Source organism: Nannocystis sp. RBIL2, assembly GCF_026626745.1.
Taxonomy (GTDB): domain Bacteria; phylum Myxococcota_A; class Polyangia; order Nannocystales; family Nannocystaceae; genus Nannocystis.
The window spans coordinates 570,446-590,476 of sequence record NZ_JAPNJW010000002.1; the positions used below are offsets into that span (position 1 = coordinate 570,446).

General features: G+C 71.4%; 19 protein-coding genes and 2 tRNA genes. 10 read left to right on the forward strand and 11 right to left on the reverse strand.

What is annotated here, in order from left to right:
- Nucleotides 1-141: 141 nt before the first annotated feature.
- Nucleotides 142-807 (forward strand): crosslink repair DNA glycosylase YcaQ family protein, encoded by a 666-nt coding sequence (locus tag OV090_RS27510; protein ID WP_267712093.1) that lies wholly within the window; start codon nt 142-144, stop codon nt 805-807.
- A gap of 325 nt (nt 808-1,132) precedes the next feature.
- On the opposite strand, the gene OV090_RS27515 is transcribed toward OV090_RS27510, so the two are convergent.
- Nucleotides 1,133-1,591, reverse strand: a complete 459-nt coding sequence (locus OV090_RS27515; protein WP_267707594.1) for a ubiquinol-cytochrome c reductase iron-sulfur subunit — start codon at nt 1,589-1,591, stop codon at nt 1,133-1,135.
- An 83-nt stretch (nt 1,592-1,674) separates the two neighbouring features.
- Between OV090_RS27515 and OV090_RS27520 the strand changes: the two genes are divergently transcribed.
- Nucleotides 1,675-2,811 carry a hypothetical protein gene (locus tag OV090_RS27520; protein WP_267707595.1) on the forward strand — a complete coding sequence of 379 codons (1,137 nt, stop codon included), beginning with the start codon at nt 1,675-1,677 and terminating at the stop codon, nt 2,809-2,811.
- 225 nt (nt 2,812-3,036) lie between these two features.
- Nucleotides 3,037-4,020, forward strand: coding sequence for a M28 family peptidase (locus tag OV090_RS27525; RefSeq protein WP_267707596.1), 984 nt, complete (start codon nt 3,037-3,039; stop codon nt 4,018-4,020).
- Between the two features lie 101 nt (nt 4,021-4,121).
- On the opposite strand, the gene OV090_RS27530 is transcribed toward OV090_RS27525, so the two are convergent.
- Complete coding sequence (locus OV090_RS27530; RefSeq protein ID WP_267707597.1) at nt 4,122-5,123, reverse strand: hypothetical protein; 1,002 nt, start codon at nt 5,121-5,123, stop codon at nt 4,122-4,124.
- Nucleotides 5,124-5,604: 481 nt separating this feature from the next.
- Between OV090_RS27530 and OV090_RS27535 the strand changes: the two genes are divergently transcribed.
- Nucleotides 5,605-6,072: a hypothetical protein gene (locus tag OV090_RS27535; RefSeq protein ID WP_267707598.1), complete on the forward strand. Its 468-nt coding sequence runs from the start codon at nt 5,605-5,607 to the stop codon at nt 6,070-6,072.
- A 245-nt stretch (nt 6,073-6,317) separates the two neighbouring features.
- Here OV090_RS27535 and OV090_RS27540 read toward each other — a convergent pair.
- From OV090_RS27540 to OV090_RS50960, 5 genes are all read right to left on the reverse strand, one after another.
- Nucleotides 6,318-6,390 (reverse strand) — tRNA-Lys (locus OV090_RS27540).
- 43 nt (nt 6,391-6,433) lie between these two features.
- Nucleotides 6,434-6,506: transfer RNA gene (locus OV090_RS27545), tRNA-Glu, on the reverse strand.
- A gap of 100 nt (nt 6,507-6,606) precedes the next feature.
- Nucleotides 6,607-7,419 carry a hypothetical protein gene (locus OV090_RS27550; RefSeq protein ID WP_267707599.1) on the reverse strand — a complete coding sequence of 271 codons (813 nt, stop codon included), beginning with the start codon at nt 7,417-7,419 and terminating at the stop codon, nt 6,607-6,609.
- A 280-nt stretch (nt 7,420-7,699) separates the two neighbouring features.
- On the reverse strand, nt 7,700-8,455 hold the full coding sequence (locus OV090_RS27555; RefSeq protein ID WP_267707600.1) for a hypothetical protein: 756 nt from the start codon (nt 8,453-8,455) through the stop codon (nt 7,700-7,702).
- Between the two features lie 321 nt (nt 8,456-8,776).
- Nucleotides 8,777-9,418, reverse strand: coding sequence for a TrmH family RNA methyltransferase (locus tag OV090_RS50960; RefSeq protein ID WP_267707601.1), 642 nt, complete (start codon nt 9,416-9,418; stop codon nt 8,777-8,779).
- 51 nt (nt 9,419-9,469) lie between these two features.
- Here OV090_RS50960 and OV090_RS50965 point away from each other — a divergent pair, with 51 nt between their 5' ends.
- The 5 genes from OV090_RS50965 (at nt 9,470) to OV090_RS27585 (ending at nt 15,748) form a co-directional block, all read left to right on the forward strand.
- On the forward strand, nt 9,470-9,841 hold the full coding sequence (locus OV090_RS50965) for a hypothetical protein (protein WP_267707602.1): 372 nt from the start codon (nt 9,470-9,472) through the stop codon (nt 9,839-9,841).
- Nucleotides 9,842-9,899: 58 nt separating this feature from the next.
- Nucleotides 9,900-12,035, forward strand: a complete 2,136-nt coding sequence (locus OV090_RS27570) for an NAD(P)-binding protein (protein ID WP_267707603.1) — start codon at nt 9,900-9,902, stop codon at nt 12,033-12,035.
- A gap of 331 nt (nt 12,036-12,366) precedes the next feature.
- Complete coding sequence (locus OV090_RS27575) at nt 12,367-13,044, forward strand: hypothetical protein (protein WP_267707604.1); 678 nt, start codon at nt 12,367-12,369, stop codon at nt 13,042-13,044.
- Between the two features lie 93 nt (nt 13,045-13,137).
- Entirely contained in the window at nt 13,138-14,544 is a 1,407-nt protein-coding gene (locus OV090_RS27580; RefSeq protein ID WP_267707605.1) for a pyridoxal-phosphate dependent enzyme, read from the forward strand.
- A gap of 19 nt (nt 14,545-14,563) precedes the next feature.
- On the forward strand, nt 14,564-15,748 hold the full coding sequence (locus OV090_RS27585) for a cystathionine gamma-synthase (protein WP_267707606.1): 1,185 nt from the start codon (nt 14,564-14,566) through the stop codon (nt 15,746-15,748).
- Nucleotides 15,749-16,123: 375 nt separating this feature from the next.
- On the opposite strand, the gene OV090_RS27590 is transcribed toward OV090_RS27585, so the two are convergent.
- From OV090_RS27590 to OV090_RS27600, 3 genes are all read right to left on the reverse strand, one after another.
- Nucleotides 16,124-16,636 carry a DUF2505 domain-containing protein gene (locus tag OV090_RS27590; protein WP_267707607.1) on the reverse strand — a complete coding sequence of 171 codons (513 nt, stop codon included), beginning with the start codon at nt 16,634-16,636 and terminating at the stop codon, nt 16,124-16,126.
- 324 nt (nt 16,637-16,960) lie between these two features.
- Nucleotides 16,961-17,380: an AgmX/PglI C-terminal domain-containing protein gene (locus OV090_RS27595; protein WP_267707608.1), complete on the reverse strand. Its 420-nt coding sequence runs from the start codon at nt 17,378-17,380 to the stop codon at nt 16,961-16,963.
- Between the two features lie 36 nt (nt 17,381-17,416).
- Nucleotides 17,417-18,115 (reverse strand): OmpA family protein, encoded by a 699-nt coding sequence (locus OV090_RS27600; protein ID WP_267707609.1) that lies wholly within the window; start codon nt 18,113-18,115, stop codon nt 17,417-17,419.
- A gap of 536 nt (nt 18,116-18,651) precedes the next feature.
- Between OV090_RS27600 and OV090_RS27605 the strand changes: the two genes are divergently transcribed.
- On the forward strand, nt 18,652-19,260 hold the full coding sequence (locus OV090_RS27605; protein ID WP_267707610.1) for a hypothetical protein: 609 nt from the start codon (nt 18,652-18,654) through the stop codon (nt 19,258-19,260).
- 165 nt (nt 19,261-19,425) lie between these two features.
- Here the strand turns inward: OV090_RS27605 and OV090_RS27610 are convergent, their stop codons facing one another.
- Nucleotides 19,426-20,031, reverse strand: a complete 606-nt coding sequence (locus tag OV090_RS27610) for a hypothetical protein (protein WP_267707611.1) — start codon at nt 20,029-20,031, stop codon at nt 19,426-19,428.

The window sequence follows — 20,031 nt, forward strand, 5'->3', positions numbered from 1 at the left end:
GGGCATGTCCTTTCACGCATGCCTCGAAGGACATGTCCTCAGAGACAGCGAGAACCGCGATCGTCGAGCGGATGACGGCTCCCTCGAAGCGGCCCGCCCGGAGTCCGCAGGCCCGTCGCGCGCCGACAGACTGCCGGCGAGATCCGCCGCCAGCCAATCGGCGGTCGCCTCGACCAGCAGCGCTACGCCTACGTCCGCTGGACCGACTCGCCGCTGGCCGGCTCCGCGCTCGCCGCGCCCGAAGCCTACGTCGAGCTCGCGCGCCGGTTCTTCCGCTGGAGCGGCCCCGCCAGCCTGGCCCACTTCCAGGCCTTCTCCGGCCTCGGCGTCAAGGCCAGCAAGGCAGCGGTCGCCTCGCTGGACCTGCGACCTGTCTCCGAGGACAGCCCGCTGCTGGCCGTGCCCGAGCACCTCGAGGCCCTGCGCGCCTTCGTCCCGCCCGAGACCCCGGTCTACCGCCTCGTCGCCAGCCTCGACGGCCTGCTGCTGCTGCGACGCCAGCTCGACCTCCTGCTCGAGCCCGCCGACGTCGCGCGCGTCGAGGCCATCGGCGGCCTGCAGGACCTACCGAGCCACGCGATCCTCGACCGCGGCCGGATCGTCGGCCTGTGGGAGTACGACCCCGAGCGCGAGGACATCGCCTGGACCAGCTTCGTCCGCCCCGACGCAGCCCTGCGCGCGGAGGTCGAGCGCACCGCCACGATGATCCGCGAGCACCTCGGCGACGCCCGCTCCTTCAGCCTCGACAGCCTCGACAGCCCCGAGAGCCGCAAGCCCCGAATCGCCGCCCTGCGCGCCGGCTCCTGATCGCCCCGTCGATCGGACGTTCTCATGGCACTGAGCATGGCTCAATCGCCATGTCTCGAGAGTCATGTCCTCGCAGACATATCCATTGTAACACTGCGAATAGGACATGTTCTGCACGCCATGTCCATGAAGACATGCCCCATTCGACATGCCTCATGGGAAACTGCATATCAGACATGTTTTAAACGACATGTCACTCAAAACATGTTTTTTAGAGCATGTTTCAACGTGCCGGATCGAGCGCGCAGAAGCCGTCAGGCCGCAGCGGCGCGCTCGCCTGGCGCCCACCGATCTTCGCGTCCGCGCGGCGCAGCCGACTCGCGCCCTACGCCACGCGGAAGCGCAGCGTCGAGCCGTCGGACGTCACCGCGAACTTCTCGAGCGGCGCCTTGGCCGGCCCCTTCAACACCGCCCCGTGGGCGTCGAAGCGCGAGCCGTGGCACGGGCAGTCCAGGCTGCGCTCGGTCGCGTTCCAGCCGGGCGTGCAGCCCATGTGCGTGCACTTGAGCAGCAGCGCCTCGAAGCTGTCGCCGTCGCGGACCACCAGCACCGGCTTTTTGACCCCCGCCACCGCGAGCGTCATCACCCCGCCCGGCTGAGTCAGCTCGGGCGCGTCTGCGAGCGCGATCGCCACCTCGCCGCCATCGGCCGGCACCTCGTGCGCGGGCGGCAGCTTGCCGGCGCAGCCGATCACCACGAGGCTCACCACCCCCGCGCTCGCGCCCAGCAGCTCTCGCCGCGTGTACACCGACGAATTCGCCTTCGGTCCTGCGTCTGCTCTCATGGCCGAGACATACACCGCGTGCGCGGCATCGGCCACTCCGGTGGCGCTGGAGCTCGTGCCCGCGATCGAGGCAGCATGTCCGCATGACCGCGGACCGGCGTGAGCTCCGACGACACACCCCGGTCGCGCGGGTCCTGCTGCGCGCCGCCGACCTGCTGCACCGCAGCACCACGCGGGTGCAGGAGGCCGCCGCCGACCTCGATCACATCCTCGCCGGCCAGCCGATCACCCTCGTGCCCGCGCTCGACCGGGCCTTCCGCGACGCCGGCCTCCACCACGACCTCGGCCTCGCCTTCCTCGACCTCCGCGCGCCCGACCTCGAGCGGATCGAGCGCCTCGGCGCGGCCACCAGCGGAGCTCTCGGCGTCGCCAGCCTGGTCCGTGACGGCCGCGCCCGCGAAGCCGCGGTCGTGCGCCTCGCCCACCGCGTCGATCGCCTCGGCACCGCCTTCCTCATCAACCGCCTCAACGACTACGTCGGCCCGGTCGGCGGCCTCGCCTGGACCGGCTTGCAGCCGCGCCTGACCGCGCGACACGCCGCGCTGGTGGTCCGCTGCCTCCCGCTGATCGACCGCATGTCCGAGTGGGTCCGCGCCGGCGTCGACCAGCGCCGCGCCCTGCAGCAGGTGGTGCGCAGCCCCGCCGCGCGACCTGCCCTTTGGGACAGCCTCCGCGACCGCGACCTCGCCCTCATGCGCGCCGCCGCGCGGGTCCTCGTCAGCCTCCACCGCGGGCAGCCGGAGATCCGCGACGTCCTCGCCGCCGCGCTGGGCCGCCGCGATCAGCAGCTGCGGATCTGGGCCGCCCAACTCGCCTTCGACCCGGCCGTCACCCCGTCCTCCGTCCTGCAGGAGCTCGCCCCGAAGCTCTCCGCCGATCGTAACCCCGCCGTCCGCGTCGCCGGCGCGCGTGGCTTCGCCGCCCGCGACGACCGCGACGCCCTCGTGCGGGCCACCTTCGACCCGCACGGGCTGGTGCGTCATCACGCGCGGATCCTCCTCGCCGGCAAGTTCGGCGCCATCGACTACCGCGGCCGCGCCCTCGCGGTCCTCGCCGAACCGGACGCCGCCCGCACCGCCCTCGTCGGCGCCCTCGCCAACCTCTCGGAGTTCGGCCGTCGCCCCGACATCCCGCTCGTCGCCGCCTTCGTCGCCGACGCCCGCCCCTCGGTCGCCCGTGAGGCCCAGCGCACGCTCGAGCTCCTCGAACGCCTGCCCTGATCGCGCCGGGTCGAGAAGATTCAAGAGACATGTCCATTAAACCATGTCGTAACGTACATTGCTCAATGAACATGTCCTGAATACATCACGAGCCGCACCGGCGCTCACGGCTCCGCCCGGTCGACCCCGACCCGGCCGGGTCAGGCGGCCTCACCCGCGGTCCGGCGCCGACGCCGACGTTTCTCCTTGCGCGCGCCTGGTCGGCAGGGCATGCCAGGGCCACCCATGCACCTCCGCAGCCTCCTCGCCTGCGCCGGTCTCGTCCTGGCCTGCGGTCGCCCCGCGGGGTCGCCGTCATCGGGCCTCGCGGCCAGCGGCGACACCGGCGAGCGCTTCTCCGGCGCGGCCGCGCTCGCGCGGGTCGACCGGCTGCTCGAACGCTACCCGCGAGCGCTCGGCGACGCGCGGCGGGCGGGCGCGATCGAGGCCCTCGCGGCCGACCTGCAGGCAGCAGGCGCCGCCCAGGTCGACCGCCTCGAGCACCGCGGCGCCGACCCGCTCACCGGCGCCAGCTTCGACATGACCACCCTCGTCGGCCACGTGCGCCCCGAGGCGCCGCGCCGGTTCATCCTCGCCACGCACTTCGACACCCGCCCGTGGGCCGAGTCCGACCCCGACCCATCGCGGCGCGACCAGCCGATCGTCGGCGCCAACGACGGCACCAGCGGCCTCGCCGTCGTGCTCGAGCTCGTGCCGCTGCTCGTCCGCCAGCTCCCGCCGGACATCGGCGTCACCGTCATCCTGTTCGACGGCGAGGAGCTCGGCCGCCCCGACGTCGGCCCCTACTTGGCCGGCTCGCGCGCGCTCGCCACGGAGGTCCTTCAGGGTCGCTTCCCGCTGGTGGCCCGCGCCGAGTTCGGCGTCGTCCTCGACATGGTCGGCGACCGCGACCTGCGGATCCAGCCCGACCGCGCCAGCCTGGCCCAGCACCCGGCGCTGATCGAGCGGATCTGGTCGATCGGACAGGCGCACGGCTTCACCGCCTTCGACGCCGCCCCGCTGGCCGTGCCGTTGCTCGACGATCACGTCCCGCTCCACGAGGCCGGGGTGCCCTCGATCCTTCTCATCGACTACGACTACCCCGCCTGGCACACCCACGCCGACACGCGCGACAAGCTCGACGCGCGCAGCCTCGGCGCGGTCGGCGAGACCCTGCGCCTCGCCTTCCTCGATCTCGCCGCCCATCCGCTGCCCGGCCCTCGCGGTTGACGGCGCGGGTCATGGCGCCGACCCGGTTCAGCTCTCGCGGCCGACGCAGCTCGCGTGCTGCAGGGGCAGGTCCATCGTAGCCCTCGCCACAGCGATTCGGTTCAGCGGCTCCCGCGGTTGACGCAGCTCGCGTGCGCGCCCGTGCAGTCGGCAGTGCAGAGCCCGAGGTTCTCGCCGCAGTCGAGCTTGCACGTCTCGCGGTCCGTCTCGACCTTCTGCTTGCCGCATCCGCGCTCGCACTGCGTCTGCACCTTCGCGCACGCGCCCTCGCAGGTCGCCCGCGCCGCCTGGCACGTGCCCCCCGCGGCCGTTCCGGGGGTCCCCGCGGCGCTCGGCCGCGTCGGCGGCGTGCTGGTCGGCGTCGCAGTCACCGTCGGCGGGGCCGGCCGGGGCGCAGTCATCACCGTCGGCGCCGGCGCGACCGCGAACCACCCGCTCGGCACCGCGTCGAGCGCCACGTCGACCACGCTCGCCGAGTTCTCGCAGGTCAGGCGGCAGGTCGCCTGGTCGGTCGCGCTCAACTTGACCGGGCCCTTGCGACATGTCTCGAGGCACATGGCCAAAAAGCTAGACGGTCCCACGCCGAGGCTCGGCCGCGCCACCGAACCGGTCGCCACCGCGATCGGCCCGCTCGGCGCGGCGCTCGGGTTCGGGCTCGCCGGCCCGATCGTGGTCGCGCCCGCCCCGCCCCGCGTCCCGGCCGTGTCCTCGACCTGGTCGCACTCGAGCTGGCAGGTCGCGCGATCGTCGGCCGACAGCGTGCGATCGGCCGCGCACTCCGCCTTGCATGCCGCCCGCCCGGTCACCACCGGCGTCGGCTTTGTCGCCGGCGTCGTCGGCCGCGGCGCGGGCGTGGGCTTCGGCCCCGCCCCCGTCTTCGTCTGCGCCGCGATCTGCGAGCGGATCAGCTCCGGATCGGTCGCCGCGTCCTGCTCGCAGTCGAGGCGGCACGTCGCCCGGTTGGTCTCCGACAGCCGGGCGCGGTCGCACCGGTTCAAACAAGCCGACAGGGAGTCGGCGGGGGCCGCTGCGGCCAGCGTCGCGCCCAGGCCCATGGCCACGAGGAAGCTGACGGCGACAGTCGGGCCTCGTGCGATCCGCATGGCGAAACCTCCGGTGGCGAGCTCAGCGCCAACATAACAGAAGATCTCGGGCCGGCCAGTTTCCGCCCTGCCGCGGCCCTCGACACGCGAGGCGCCGTCCGCTCCCAGGGCCTCGCGGCGCTGTGCCTCGCCAAGGGTTTGAGCGCGTGGCGTGCGACCGTGAGCCCCAAGTCGCCACGACGCGCGCGCCTGGCCGCGCCGAGGAGACGCTGGACACAGCGGTGCTGGCGCACCTCGAGCTCGAGGCAACCTCCCCGAAAATTGGCGCGGCCGTTCCCACTCGAGAAGAAGCGGCTTCACCACAAGCTCCAGCGCGACATCGCCTCGACCTTCTCTGTACGTTGCCGATCACTCATGGTCTGCGGCCACACTTCATATCGCCGCGGCGTCGAGCGCGTCGCTCTCGGCGAGGAGCGCAAGGGTTGGCGGGAGATCTGGCTCAAGATCCGATTTGTCAACGACACCCGAGCCGGCATGGTTCGTGTTGCACTTCCCCATCAAGGGGGGCGGCGACGGGACGATCAAGCGCCGCAGCGTCATGGTTCACGCCGAAAAAATCGCCGCCAGGGATGGCGGCGAAGCACGCTGGCTTCGGATCTGCGACGACGTTGCGGGCTGCGCTTACGTCGCGCGGCTCGCTCCGGGGCAACTGCTGGAAATCGAGCCGTTTCAGGACGCCGTCGAAGCCGACGGCGCGCCGCTGGTCGCCGAGGTCTGGCGGCTGTCGGCGCTCCGCTTCGACCGTCACCCGGCCGAGCTCTGGCTCGCCGACGACTTCACGCCCGCAGCCCGCGAGCTCCGCGGGCGCCCGCTCTTCGCCTTCCGCGAGCACCCACCCCTCGCCCGACGAGGCGGCACTCGCAGCCCGCGGCGCGTCGAGCTCGAGCCCGCGGAGCGCCTGGTGTTCCCCATCTCGACGGTCCCCCCGCCACGAACCCGCGTGCCGTAGCCGTGCGGCCGACAGGCGACGCGATCGGCCGGCGCCCGCCGGCTCGGATGACCCCCTCGGCCTTGGCGGCCCTGGACCATCCGCTCGGTCTCGACGGGCGCGGCGGGCGCGGCCAGGACGCTTTTCTACGCCCTGGACCCTCGATATTCGGATTTGCAAACGACACGCTTCCTCCGATGCGGGTGTTGCACCGAAGAGAGCGTTGTGATGGGTCCGCCGAGGTACGATCTCAGCGGTATCACAGATGAGCCCGGTCGGGATCGAACCGACGACCCACGGATTAAAAGTCCGTTGCTCTACCAACTGAGCTACGGGCCCAGAGCCCCTGAGGCGGGCTCAAGGGGCCCAGCCGCGCGCGAGACGACCCTGACGGGATTCGAACCCGTGTTGGTGGCGTGAAAGGCCACTGTCCTAGGCCTCTGGACGACAGGGTCACGAGCGCCACGCGCGGCTGGGACCTGCGGCTTGTACTCGACTGTGATGCGGCCCGCAAGCGCCTCGTAGAGAGAACCGCGTGCGTTAGCCCCGCCGCCGTTATTTCGCCTTCACGTCCTTCTTGGCCTTCGCCGGCTTCGCCCCCGCCGGCTCGGCCGTGAGTCCGCCCGCCGCGCCCGAGGTTCCGCCCGACGTCGCGGGCGGCGCGGCGCTCACGGTCGCGTCGACGGGCGACGCGGCCAATCGCGGCTTCACCAGCAGCGACTTGCCGCTCGCCACCAGCACGCTCTTCAGCGCGTCCCAGTGGGCCGGGTCGGTCTCGTACAGCGCGAAGTAGCCGTACTTGTCGTTCGCGTCGCGCAGCACGAACCACCCGCGCACTGCCGGCGCGCCGGTGGCCGCGTCGGCCGGCACCGAGTAGGCCCCGGTGTACACCTTGCCGCGCGTCCCCTCGTCTTCCCACGTCGCCGTGCCCTTGGCGATCCCGCGCAGCTCGAGCACCTGATCGCGCACCGCCGTGGCCGCCGCGTTCGGGTACTCGAAGAAGCCGACCGCCGCGTAGGCCAACGGCTGCCCGCAGCTCGTCGCCTGGTCGGGCGCGATCGCCTGGGCGTAGAACGGGTTCTGCTCGGCCAGCTCGACCCCCTTCGGCATCCGCACCAGGATCCGCGTGCCGAACAGCGCCGTCGGGTTGTCGGCCAGCGCGGGCTGACACGGCGGCGGACCGGCCGGCGCGGCCCCGGCTCCGCCTGCCTCCCCGCCGGCCTCGTCGACCCGCCGCGCCGGCTTGCCCTGAGGACCTGTCCCCGAGGACATGGCCCCGGAGCCAGTGCTTGCGCTGGCGCTCACGGCACAGCCGGCGAGCGGGGCCCACGCGAGCGCGAGAGCGAGAGACAGGGCGACGCGCGACATCGAGATTCTCCTTGGCGTGACGGGCCCGCGGCCCGGCGTGGCGCGATCAGACCGCGTGCCGCCGGCGAAGTCAATCCACGGACGAACCCGACGACCTCGACGAGAACGATGTCTGGCGAACACGACTGGCAGTCGACCTCGCTGCCACGTCGATCTTGCGATCGCTCGCTGCGCCCCTCGTCATCATCGAGCGACGGTCTCGCATGCGCTCCCGTAAAAACGACAGCGGCCCCGCGCCGGAGCGCGGAGCCGCGGGGACGCGCCTTGCGACGCGCTCAGCTCACTTGCCCTTCTTCTTGCCTGCGGGCGGCGTCGGGGCGGGCGGCGCCGCGATGTTCGGCCCGATGCGGAGGCGGTTGCCCGACTCCTGGAAGGTCTTGGCGAGCGCGTTCCAGGCGTTCGGATGCGTCTCGAGCGCGTACCAGAACGTGTAGCCGGCCTTCTCCTTGATCACGAACCAGCCCTTGATCGGCGGGTTGCCCTTCGAGTCCTCCGGGATCGAGTACGAGCCGGAGTAGTCGCGGCCCTTCTCGGTCTCGTCGGCCCAGGTGACCTCGCTCGGCGGCACGCCGCGCGCGGCCGTGATCGTCTCGTCGCGGACCTGCTTGACGGTCTTGGCCGCGTCGGCCTGGAAGTAGCCGAGCGCGCCGAAGCTGATCACGCCGTCGCACGTGGAGACGGTCTCCTTGGTGGCGATGCGGGCGAAGAACGGGTTCTCCTCGACCAGGTCCATGCCCTTCGGCAGGCGCAGGATCACGTTGTCGGCGAACACGGCCTTCGGCGTGTCGCCCACCTCGGCGTCGCAGACCTTCTGCGACGTATCGGGCTCGCCGGCCGCGGCGCCCGTGTCACCGCCGGCCTCACCACCGGACTCACCACCCGCTTCACCGCCGCCGGAATCACCACCTCCGGCGGATGCACCGCCGGCGCCGGTCTCGCCCGGTGGAGTCGTGCCGTCGGGGGTCTTCTTGCCACAGCCAGCCACCGCCAGACCGAGCACCAGGACAGGAACAGCCAGAGTTCGAAGCAGCATCACGTTTCGGGTTCTCCTCTGAGAGGCCGGCACGGTAACACAACTCCAGCCCCGGCGCCTCGTCCGCGATATGTCACGCACGAGTCGCTACTTCGATGTGGCGGATCCGCACGCGCAGCGAAAAGCCCGCCGGCCATGAAATCTCGCGTATCTGGCGGCAAGCGCTCCCGGCCCACGCGCGCGGCAGTCCGGGCGCATGGCCCATCGCACCTGTTCGATCGCACAGCCTGCGGCGGCGCCACCGCCTCCCCTTCAATCACCGTTCGCCGCACCGCGGACGCGCGCCAGGTTGCGCTGGCGCACAGTCTTGCGCCCGCGCGAGCATCAGTCGCCCCCTGTCCCAAAGCGCAGGCTGTAGAGCGCCACGCCGAACGCCACGCTCACGTTGAGCGACCCCTTGAGCCCGAGCATCGGCAGCGCCAGCACGCGCTCGCAGCGGGCCAGGATCCGCGGGTCGACGCCCGACACCTCGTGCCCGACCACCAGCACGATCGGCGACCCCGCGCGCTCCTCGAGCGCCGCGAACCACGGCGTCGCCCGCGGCCCGCCCTCGAGCGCCCACAAGCGATACCCGGCGTCGCACAACCAGGCCGCCGCCGCCGCGCCGTCGCGGTGCAGCGTCCACGGCACCGTCTTCTCCGCGCCGAGGGCGGTCTTCGCCATCGCCGGGTGATCGGGCGTGGGCGTGAACCCGGCCAGGTGCATGTGCTCGAGCCCGGCTCCGTCGGCGGTGCGGAACATCGAGCCGACGTTCTTCAAGCTGCGGACGTTGTCGAGCAGCGCGTGGACCCTCGGCCCGTTCGCCTGCGCCGGCGCGCGCGCCTCGTGGGTCTCGTACGGCTCGGGGTCGACGGCCGTCGGTCCGCCGCAGTGCGGACACGACTCGCCGAGCGGGCTGCCCTCGGCCACCGGGAAGCGGAGGCGGCAGCTCGCGCGCTCGCATTGACGGGCGATGAAGCGGGTCACCGGGCGCGAGGGTAGCAGCGTCTGGCGGCGACCTGCTAAAGTGTCGTCGACGTGGCCTACCGCGACGATCGTGAGGCGCTGCTCTTGCAGCTCGCCGCGCTCGAGCAGGAGAACGAGCGGCTGCGGCGCGAGCTGGCCGACGCCGACACGCGCGCCCGCGGCGTCGCCGACGACACCCGCGAGCGCCGCCGCTCCGGCGCCCACAAGACCTGCGTCATGTGCGGCGGCGTCACGCTGCTGCCCGTCGCCATCTTCGCGGGCCACGACACGCGCGCTCCGTTGCCGCTGCACATGAGCACCTTGCGGTTCACCTCCCCGAGCGGCGGCTTCACCCACTCGGCGCCGGTCCATTCGCTCGCCTGCTCCACCTGCGGCTTCATCCACAACTTCATCGACATGACGCATCGGACCCAGGGGGGCTGAACATCCGAGGAGGACCGCTCCGGGCGGAAGCGAGCTACCATCGCCGACCTCTGCCGCCATGTCTGCCGGCCCTCCCACTCGCCCCCGCAAGCTCGCCGTGTTCGGCGGCGGGCTCGGCTCGCTCAGCGCCGTGTTCGCGCTCACCGAGCTGCCCGGCTGGCGCGAGCGCTACGACATCACCGTCTACCAGATCGGCTGGCGCCTCGGCGGCAAGGCCCGCAGCGGCCGCAACCTGCGCGCGCACGCCCGCAGCGAGGCGCTCGGCCACCACGTCTGGTACGGCTGGTACGACAACGCCTTCGCCCTCGCGCGGCGCGTCTACGCCGAGACGCGGCGGACCCCCGGCGCCCCGCTCGCGACCTTCAAGGAGGCGTTCAAGCCGTGCGACCACCTGCTCCTCGGGACAGGTGACCGCTTTGACCGCACCCCGCCGTGGAAGATGAGCTTGCCGCGCGGCGACAGCCTGCCCGGCGACGGCGCCACCCAGCCGAGCGTGTGGCACTTCGCCCAGACCTTGCTGCTCTGGGCGATCGACTGCATCCCGCGCCTGCACCCGCAGTACTCGACCTGGTCCGCGATCGTCCCGCGCTGGCCCGACGCCTCGCGCTCGCTGTGGCCGGCATTGATGCGCCGCGCCGGCGGCCAGGGCGTGCGCGCCTACGACGGGTTCGACCCGCAGAGCCCCGACTACGACGGCCTGCTCCGCCGCGCCGCCGCGGCCGTCCACGCCGAGGACGCCCCGAAGACCTCGCGACAGCGGCGCGCCTGGGCCCAGCCGCTCACGCACTGCGGCGAGCACAGCCTGCGCGCGCTCGTCGGCCTCGGCGCGCGCCAGAGCCACCCGCAGTTCACGATCATGGTCGACCTCGCCCTCGCCACCGTGCGCGGGATCCTCCACGACGGCCTCGATCGCGCCGGCTTCTCCGCGATCGACGATCAAGACCTGCGCGCCTGGCTGCGCCGCCACGGCGCCTCCGAGGAGTCGCTCGCCAGCACCGTGCTCGTCGCCCTCTACGCCGACCACATGTCCTATGAGTCAGGCGACGTCGAGCGCCCCGTCGCCGCCGCCGGCGCCCTGCTCCGCGCCGCGCTGCGCCGCTACCTCGCCTTCTCCGGCGCGCTCTACTACACCCCCGCGGCCGGCCTCGGCGAGGTCCTGTTCGCCCCGCTCTACCGCCTCCTGCGCGACCGCGGCGTCCGCTTCCGCTTCTTCCACAAGCTCAAGCACCTCTGCCCCGATCCGAGGCAACCGGCAGTGTCGGCCGCGGTCGTCGGCCGCCAGATCGAGCTCGCGCCCGGCGTCGACGACTACGAGCCGCTGATCAAGGTCAAGGGTCTGCCGTGCTGGCCGAGCCGCCCGCTCTACTCGCAGATCGTCCTCGGCGACGACCCAGTGATCCAGGCCATCGACTTCGAGGCCAACGAGTCGCCCGAGGTCGAGGAGGTCGTCCTGCGCGCCGGCGTCGACTTCGACGACATCATCCTCGGCGTCCCGCCGCCCGCGCTCGCCGGGGCCGCCCGCGAGCTCGCCGCCCGCGACCCGCGCTGGGAGACCATGCTCGAGCACACCCACTCGATCGCCGCCATGGGCGCGCAGCTGTGGCTCTCGCCGACCTGGCCGCAGCTGCTGGGCGCCCCGGCGCAGGCCGGCGCCGGCGGGATCGTGCGCACCGAATTGCCGCGGTGGGTCAACCTCTCGACCGCCGCCGTCTACGAGGGCTGGCCGCGCGAGCACTGGCCGGGCGCGATCGCCTCGCTCAGCGGGCCGCGCCCCGAACGCTCCGCCGACGGCAGCCGCGAGCCCGTGCGCGACATCGCCGAGACCTGGCTCAAGAGCCATCCGCGCGCCCTGTGGCCCGAGGCCTCGCTCGCCGGCGCCGACGAGTTCAACTGGGAGCTGCTGCTCGACCCGCAGGGCCGCGCCGCCGAGCACCGCCTGGCCGCCCAGCACTGCTGGACCACGCAGAACGCCAGCGATCGCCAGATCGTCACCCTCCCCGGCGATCCGCGGCACCGCCTCGGCGCCGGCGACAGCGGCTTTCGCAACCTCTGGCTCGCCGGCGATTGGGTCGGCGGCGGCCTCGACCTGGCCTGCGCCGAGGGGGCGGTCATGGCCGGGCTCCAGGCCGCACGCGCGCTCAGCGGCGAAGCGATCGTCATCCACGGCGAACGCGACGGCCTCGACCCGGAGTGATTTCGCGAGCCGGCCGTGCCCCGAGCGAGGCACGGTCGTGAGGCGCCAGCGGGCCGCACCCTCGGCCAGTCGCCATCGCCGGGCGGGAATCCTTGTCGTCACGAGCGAGGCGCACCGCCCGGCTCTGGCGAACCGTCGCCCGTGCGGCTCCAGCGTCGGCCGCCCGAGCACCCTCTCGCTCCCCCGCGGCGAGTGGCCGCCCCCTGCACGATCCGTCCGCGCGCGCCGCGGACCGGTCGTGCGCAGCGTCCTGCGCCTGACCGGCTGCCGGCACGGACCGCGATCGGCCGGAGACTTTACACCTCGCCGCGCTCGGTTGATCCTGACGTCCGTGCGCTGTCTTTCCGTCCTGGTCGCGCTCGCGCTCGCGCTGCCGACCGCCGCGGCCGCCGCTCCCGCGCGCAGCATCGGCAACGAGGGTCTCAGCGATCCGCGCCAGCGCCAGCTCCCTGCGCGGCATCGCCTGCGGATCGCCATCGTCGCCGACTGGGTGCGCGCCAGCCAGGCGTGCGACGACAGCCCCAAGCGGTGCGAGCGCTTCCACTTCGCGCCGCTGCTCCTCGACTTCGCCTATCAGCTGCAATTCGCCAAGTACGCGATGTTCCGGCCGAGCATCGGCATCGGCTACAACGTGGGCAACTCGCGCAACGCGATGCCCGCGGTGCTGCAGCCGAGCCTGTTCGCCGGTTATCAGGGCAAGATGTTCGGCGCCGCCGCCGGCTGGAGCTTCATCTTCCCGTTCCCGACCGTGGCCAACCAGGACAATGGTCATCAGGGCCTGGCTCAGCCGGCGCTGTGGGGCAACCACGCGCTGCAGCTCGAGCTCTCGCTGACCAGCCGGCTCGACCGCGGCGCGCTCAACTTCGGCCTGCGCGTCGGCGGCATGAAGACGCACCTCATCCACCTCAACCTCGACCTCAAGCGCTGGTACCCGATCGTCACCTTCAGCCTCGGGTGGTATTTCGAGGTCGGCAAGCGGAGGAGCGCGCGCGCGGCCGCATCACCGTGAGCAAGACCACGCGCACCCTCGCGCCTGCGCTCGCCACCTGACGCAAACCCCCGTATCTTCGTCGCGCGCGCGCGACGACGCCGCGGAGGGTACATGAGCAACAATACGTCCCGGTCCGAGCGGGCGCTGATGAAGGGCGCCCGGGCCGACGTCACCGCCGCGATCGGCAACACCCCGATCGTCCGTCTCAATCACGTCACCGAGGGCCTCACGTCCGAGGTCTACGTCAAGCTCGAGATGTTGAACCCGGCTGGTTCGATGAAGGACCGGGTGGCGCTCAACATCATCCGCGACGCCGAGACGCGCGGCATGCTGCAGCCTGGCGGCACCATCGTCGAGGCGACCAGCGGCAACACCGGCGCCGGCCTGGCGATGATCGCCTCCACGCGCGGCTACAAGTGCATCTTCGTCATGCCCGACAAGATGTCGCGCGAGAAGATCGACAACCTCAAGTCGTACGGCGCCAAGGTCGTGCTGTGCCCCACGGCGGTCGACCCCTCCGACCCGCGCAGCTACTACTCGGTCTCGCGGCGGATCGTCGAGGAGACCCCGGGCGCCTTCTACGCCAACCAGTACCACAACCCCGCCAACCCCGAGGCGCACTACCTCAGCACTGCGCCCGAGATGTGGGAGCAGACCGGCGGCGAGTTCGACGTGTTCGTCTCGGGCATGGGCACCGGCGGCACGCTGTCGGGCTGCGGCCGGTACTTCAAGGAGAAGAACCCGGCGGTCAAGATCGTCGGCGTCGACCCGGTCGGCTCGCTCTACTACGAGTACGTCAAGACCGGCCGGCTCACCAAGCCCTTCAGCTACTACGTCGAGGGCATCGGCGAGGACTTCCTGCCGTCGACGATGAACCTCAACATCCTCGACGAGATCGTCCAGGTCGACGACAAGGAGTGCTTCATCATGACGCGCGAGCTCGTGCGTCGCGAGGGCATCTCGGTCGGCGGCTCGGGCGGCGCCGCGGTGCTGGGCGCGATCAAGTACGCGCGCACGCTCAAGCAGCCCAAGCGCCTGCTGGTCCTGCTGCCCGACAGCAGCACCAAGTACCTCAGCAAGATCTTCAACGACGACTGGATGCGCCAGAACGGCTTCCTCGACGAGGACGAGGCCAGCGGCTACGTCGCCCACATCCTCAAGCGCAAGCCCGGCCGCACGATCACCGCCACCCGCGACACCTCGGTGCGCGTGGCGATCCAGACGCTCAAGGAGAACAGCATCAGCCAGCTGCCGATCCTCGACGAGCACGGCCGCCACTGCGGCATCGTCAGCGAGCTCGACCTCCTCAACTTCCTCGTGCGCAGCGAGGGCCGCCTCGACGAGCCGCTGGCCGACCTCGTCAACAGCGACTACGCCACCGTCACCCCGCACACGCGGATCCAGCTGCTGCGCAGCATCTTCAACGACGCCAAGGTCGTGCTGGTCACCGAGGGCGACCGCCTGCTCGGCCTCCTCACCAAGATCGATCTCATCGACTACCTCGCCTCGCAGCAGTAGCCCGAAGGGACATGTCCGCATGGCAGTCTACGACCCCGCCTCCGATCACGTGCCCGCCGGCGCCCGCTTCGAGACCCTGGCCATCCACGGCGGCCAGCACCCCGAGCCCGTCACCGGCGCGGTGATGCCCCCCATCTTCCAGACCTCGACCTACGCCCAGCGCGGCCCCGGCGAGCACAGCGGCTTCGAATACAGCCGCACCCACAACCCGACCCGCTACGCGCTCGAGCGGGCGATCGCCTCGCTCGAGGGCGGCGCCTACGGCCTCGCCTTCGCCTCGGGCCTGGCCGCCACCAACACCGTCCTGCAGCTGCTGAGCGCCGGCGATCACGTGGTCGCCGGCGACGACATGTACGGCGGCACCTTCCGCCTGTTCGACAAGGTCCTGCAGCGCCAGGGCTTGCGCTTCAGCTACGCCGACCCGCTCGACCCCAACACCTTCGCCGCGGCGATCACCCCGCAGACGAAGCTGGCGTGGCTCGAGACGCCGACCAACCCGATGCTCAAGCTCGGCGACGTCGCCGCGATCGCGGCGATCTGCCGGGCCAAGGGCGTGCTGCTCGCGGTCGACAACACCTTCCTGTCGCCGGCCTTCCAGCGCCCGCTCGAGCTCGGCGCCGACATCGTCGTCCACAGCACCACCAAGTACATCGGCGGCCACTCCGACACCGTCGGCGGCGCCGTCGTCTGCCGCGACTCCGGCCTCTACGATCGCCTCGCGTTCCTGCAGAACGCCGTCGGCGCGGTCCCCAGCCCGCACGACTGCTTCCTGACCCTGCGCGGCCTCAAGACCCTCGCGCTGCGCATGGAGCGGCACGCCGCCAATGCGGCCGCCGTCGCCGCCCACCTCGAGCGCCACGCCAAGGTCGAGCGCGTGATCTACCCCGGCCTCGAGAGCCACCCGCAGCATGGCCTCGCGCGCCAGCAGATGCGCGGCTTCGGCGGCATGATCTCGATCTACCTCAAGGGCGACCTCGAGGCCTCGCGCCGCTTCCTCAAGGCAGTGCGTGTGTTCACCCTGGCCGAGAGCCTCGGCGGCGTCGAGAGCCTGATCGAGCACCCGGCGATCATGACCCACGCGTCTGTCCCCAAGGACACCCGCGATCGCCTCGGCATCGCCGACGGCTTCATCCGGATCAGCGTGGGCATCGAGCACGTCGACGACCTGATCGCCGACCTCGACCACGCCCTCGCGGCCGTCTGACCGGCGCCTGCGCCGACATCGGCCGGGGAAGGTCCTCGCGGAGGACGTCCCCGGCCGTTTCATTTCTTAAAGGCCAGCCCCGACTGCGCTTGGCATTGGTGGACCTGTCCTTCAGGACAGCCACGCCGACCGTGCTCGGCATATTACCTGGCTTTCAGGACAGCTCTGCCGCTCCACCGCTCGAGCCCGCCAGGCCCGACTCGCACTCGGCTGGATGGCTGTCTTTCCGGACAGCCTCCCGAGCCGCCGCTCCGCGCGAGCGCCAAGCGCCCCACTGCCACCTGCCTCGACGGATAGCCTGTCTCTCAGGACAGCCTCTCGGCCGACCCGACAGCCAGCGTCCGCGGAGTTCGCAGCAGCGACCCGCGCGTCGCCTCAGCTCGCCGGGTGCGCCTTCAGCCACTCGCGGGTGTACGCGAAGTTCTCGGCCATGCTCTTCTCGATCTCGCCGAGCAGGTAGGCCTCGAGCTTGCCGCCGACCAAGGGGATCCGCGCATCGCAGTGCCCGCGCCACACCCGGCGCAGCTGGCCGCTGGGCAAGGTCTCCCACGTGTACTCGCCGCCGTAGTCGACCAGGTTACCGATCACCGGCACCTGGATCGTCACGCTGTAGCGGCGCAGCGCCGCGTTGAACTCGCCGACCTCGGTGACTGTCGACGTGCCCTGGAACAGCCGCTTGAGCGCCCCCGGTAGCTCGCGGTCGGCCGCCAGCTGCAGCTTGCGCCGCACGATCAGGCTCGGGCCCTCGCCTTCGCGCTGCAGGTCGCGCCGCACCACCGTCAGCCGCATGCGCTCGTAGAGCCCGCGGGCGTAGTCCTCGTCGAAGAAGAACACCTCCCACAGGCGCTCGGGGGAGGTGTCGAACACGTGCTCGATGGTGTGCCGCACGCCCGCGAGTGTAGGCCGCCGACGACGCCATCGACAACGCTGCGCCCGCGACCTGTGACACGCATCCCGGCTCCTGCTCACGCGTCAGGATCGTTGCCTCGGGACAGGCCCGGGATACCTCGCTACGGGCTCCTGCCCGCTCGGCGGGCAACCCAGGGGCTCAGGGCGTGGCCTCATCCCTCGCCCGCCGTCACGAACGCGACGAGCGTCCACCACCGGGCAAGCCTCATGGGCCTGCACGACGGGGACGCTCGTGAGTGAGTGGCCGAGCCGCCGGGCGGACCGCGAAGCTCGCGGCCGCCACGGCCTCGCTCCGAGTCAGCGTCAGCTGGTCGGCGCGGCGGCCTCTTCCTCGGCCGGCTTGGGCTCGTTGGCGCGGAACTTCCAGCTGAACGTCGCCTGGCCGTCGCGCTGGTCGACCGGGTCGAGGATCAGGCCGTCGATCGCGTCGACGATGCACTTGCTCAGCGACTCGGACGCCTTGGTGCGCTCCTTGTCGGCGACCACGTTGATGATCTTGCCGGTCTTCTTCTCGACCGTGAAGTTGACCACGACCTCGCCGTCGGTCTTCGGGTCGGTGGTTAGGGCCACGTCGTAGCAGTCCTTGACGGCCTTGTTGCGCGTCTCGAGGAGGCTGCGGGTGTCGTTCTTGTACGTCTCGGCGTCGCGGGCGACGCAGCTGCACCCCGGCAGGACCGCGGACGCAGCGACGAACAGAAGGCTCAACATCGTGCTCTTGGGCATCACGAACTCCTTATCTTCGCAATCTCGCGGTGTGACTCACTTGGCGGGCGCGGGCGGCGGCGGCGGCGGGCCACCGGCGTCCTCGGTCTTGGTCTTCTCTTCGATGACCGTCTTCTCCCCCGACTCGGGGTCGATCGCCACGCGCTTGCGGGTCACGTCCTGCTCGACGATGTTGAACTCGACGCGGCGGTTGTTCTCTTTGCCCTCTTCCGTCGACTCGTCCGACAGCGGCTTGCTCTCGCCGAAGCCCTTGGCCGAGAACATCTCCTTGGGGAGCCCGCCCTTCTTGACGAGGTACTCCATGACGGCCTTGGCGCGCTTGTCGGACAGCTTGAGGTTGTACTTGTCGCTGCCCTCGCTCGAGGTGTGACCCTCGATCGCTATCTTCTTGATGTGGGGGTTCTCCTTGATGACCGAGATGATCTCGGTCATCAGGCCGTCGGACTCGGGACGGATGGTCGCCTTGTTGAAGTCGAACTCGATCTTCTCGTTGATCTTGATCCGGTTCTCTTCGACCACGACCCGCTTCGGCTTCTCCTGCACGACTTTCGGCTTGGGCGGCGGCGGCGGCGGATCGCCGACGACCGACAGAGCGGACGCGTCTTCGAAGATCGTCGGGCCACAGGCCGCGAGCGGAGCGGTCGCCGTGAGCACGAACGAGGCGACGAGCGCGAACTTCAGGCCCGACGTGGCCGGGCGGAAGTTCCCGCGATGGGGGTTGCGAGCGAAAATCATGAGGGGTCTCCCGATCGATGGGTAGCGAAAGAACCGCCCAATACGGGTTTTTAGGCCGTCCGGGCGTCTTCGCGGGGGCATTTTGAACACATGTCATCGCCGGTGCAACGAAATGACTCGCTCCCCCTGGGAGCCGCGAGTAGCCTTGTCGCATGCTCGCGCTCTGGAGGCCCCTCCCGGCCGGCCTCGCCCTCCTCGTCGCCGCCCTCCCGCCCGCAGTCGCGGCTGCCCCGGCCGCTGCGCCTATCCAGCGGCCCACGAACGCGGTTTCGGGAACCTCGGGCCCGGCCCCTGCCCCTGTGGAACCGGCCCCCGCAACAGCACCCCCGGCCGAAGGGGTGCCAGCGCCGCCGAGTGATGCCGGCGCGAACCCGCCCCAGCCCTCGACAGAGCCCGCCCCGGCCGATCCCGGCGCGGCGCCGGTCGCGCAACCCGCGACGCCGGCCGAAACGGGGGGTGCACAAACCCCGGGGCTCGCCGAGTCATTGCTCGGTCCCTCGGTCAACCAGCACCCGACGAAGCGCCCCAGCCAGCCGGTGCAAACCGAGGCCGAGGCCGCTGCCGCCGAGGACGCGGCGGTGGCAGCCGTGTACCGCGACCTGTTCCGACCCAAGCACAACCCCGGCCGGTTTCACATCGTCGCCCGCGCGCAGTACAGCATCGGAAGCAGCTTCGGCAACAGCGCCCTGTCCGGAAGGACAGGCGGCGCCCAGGTCGACATCGGCCAGAGCTTCAACTTCATCGGCTACGCGCTGACGCTGCGCGGCGAGGGCGGCACCATCGATTTCGGCGCCAACGGCCGCAGCCAGATGACGGGGCTCCTCGGCGGCGGTCCCACGCTGACGCTGGGCCGACTCGGCTTCCTGCAGCGCGGCTACCTCGACTTCCGCGTCGGCTACGACTTCTTCTTCGCGCCCACGCGCGAGCGCCTGCTCGAAGGCGGCGCCGCCCGCCTGCCCGCCATGCTGCCGCACGGGCCCCGCGCCCAGCTCAACCTCGGCCTTCTGCTGAGCCCCGACCGCTCGCGCAAGCTGTTCCACGGGGTCGGCCTCGGCCTCGGCTACCAGGTCCTCGTCGGCTCGTTCCGCGGCGATCTCCCCCCGTCGCAATTCCTGCAGTTCGCCCTCCACTACTCGGGCGGCTGAGCTCGCCGGCCGGCTGTCGGCAGCAGTGGGCGAAGCGGCGAGCCGCTTTGAAGATGTTCCTGAGGACAGGCGAGATCGGACAGGTCGTTCGGACCAGGTTCGAACCGAGCTCGCGTCAAAGACTCGGCGCACACCCTTTGCCGCGCCTGAGCTAACTTCCCCGCCTCAGCGGTACAGCCCGGCCCGGGTCGCCCGAGACAGCGCGCCCTCGAAGCGATCGAGGCCCGCGCGCAGGTGCATCACCAGCCGCTCGATCCGCGCCGACTCCTTGCGAGCCTCCCGGCTGGTGCGGCGGAACGCGTCCCGTTCCTCGAGCGCCCCGCGGACTGCCCCGACGGACAGGCCGAGCCGCGTCAGCGTCTCCTGGTCGGCCTCGGGCAGGCCGTCGACCATGCCGAGCCAGTCCCACACGCCGCGGCGGGCGTTGACGAGCGCCAAGTCGACCTCCTCGAGGCGATCGAGGTCGGAGCCGTCGCCGACGTCGACGCGCGCCAGCCACGGGTTGCGATCGGCGGCCTGCCACGCGCGCACCGCCTGCAGCGGCTCCTCCAGCGCGGTGCGCAGCAGTCGGGTCTCGTCGAACAGGCGGGCCAGCGCGGGCGACAGGTGGGCGCTCGTCACCGCCGGCAGCTCGGGCGCGTCGGCCAGCGCTCGCAGCTCGCGCGAGAGGTTGGCGCGCTGCCGCTGCGCCTCCACCAACGAGCCGATCGGGTGCCGCAGCGACACCCCGATCATCAGCACGAACACGCAGTAGACGAAGAAGACGAGCAC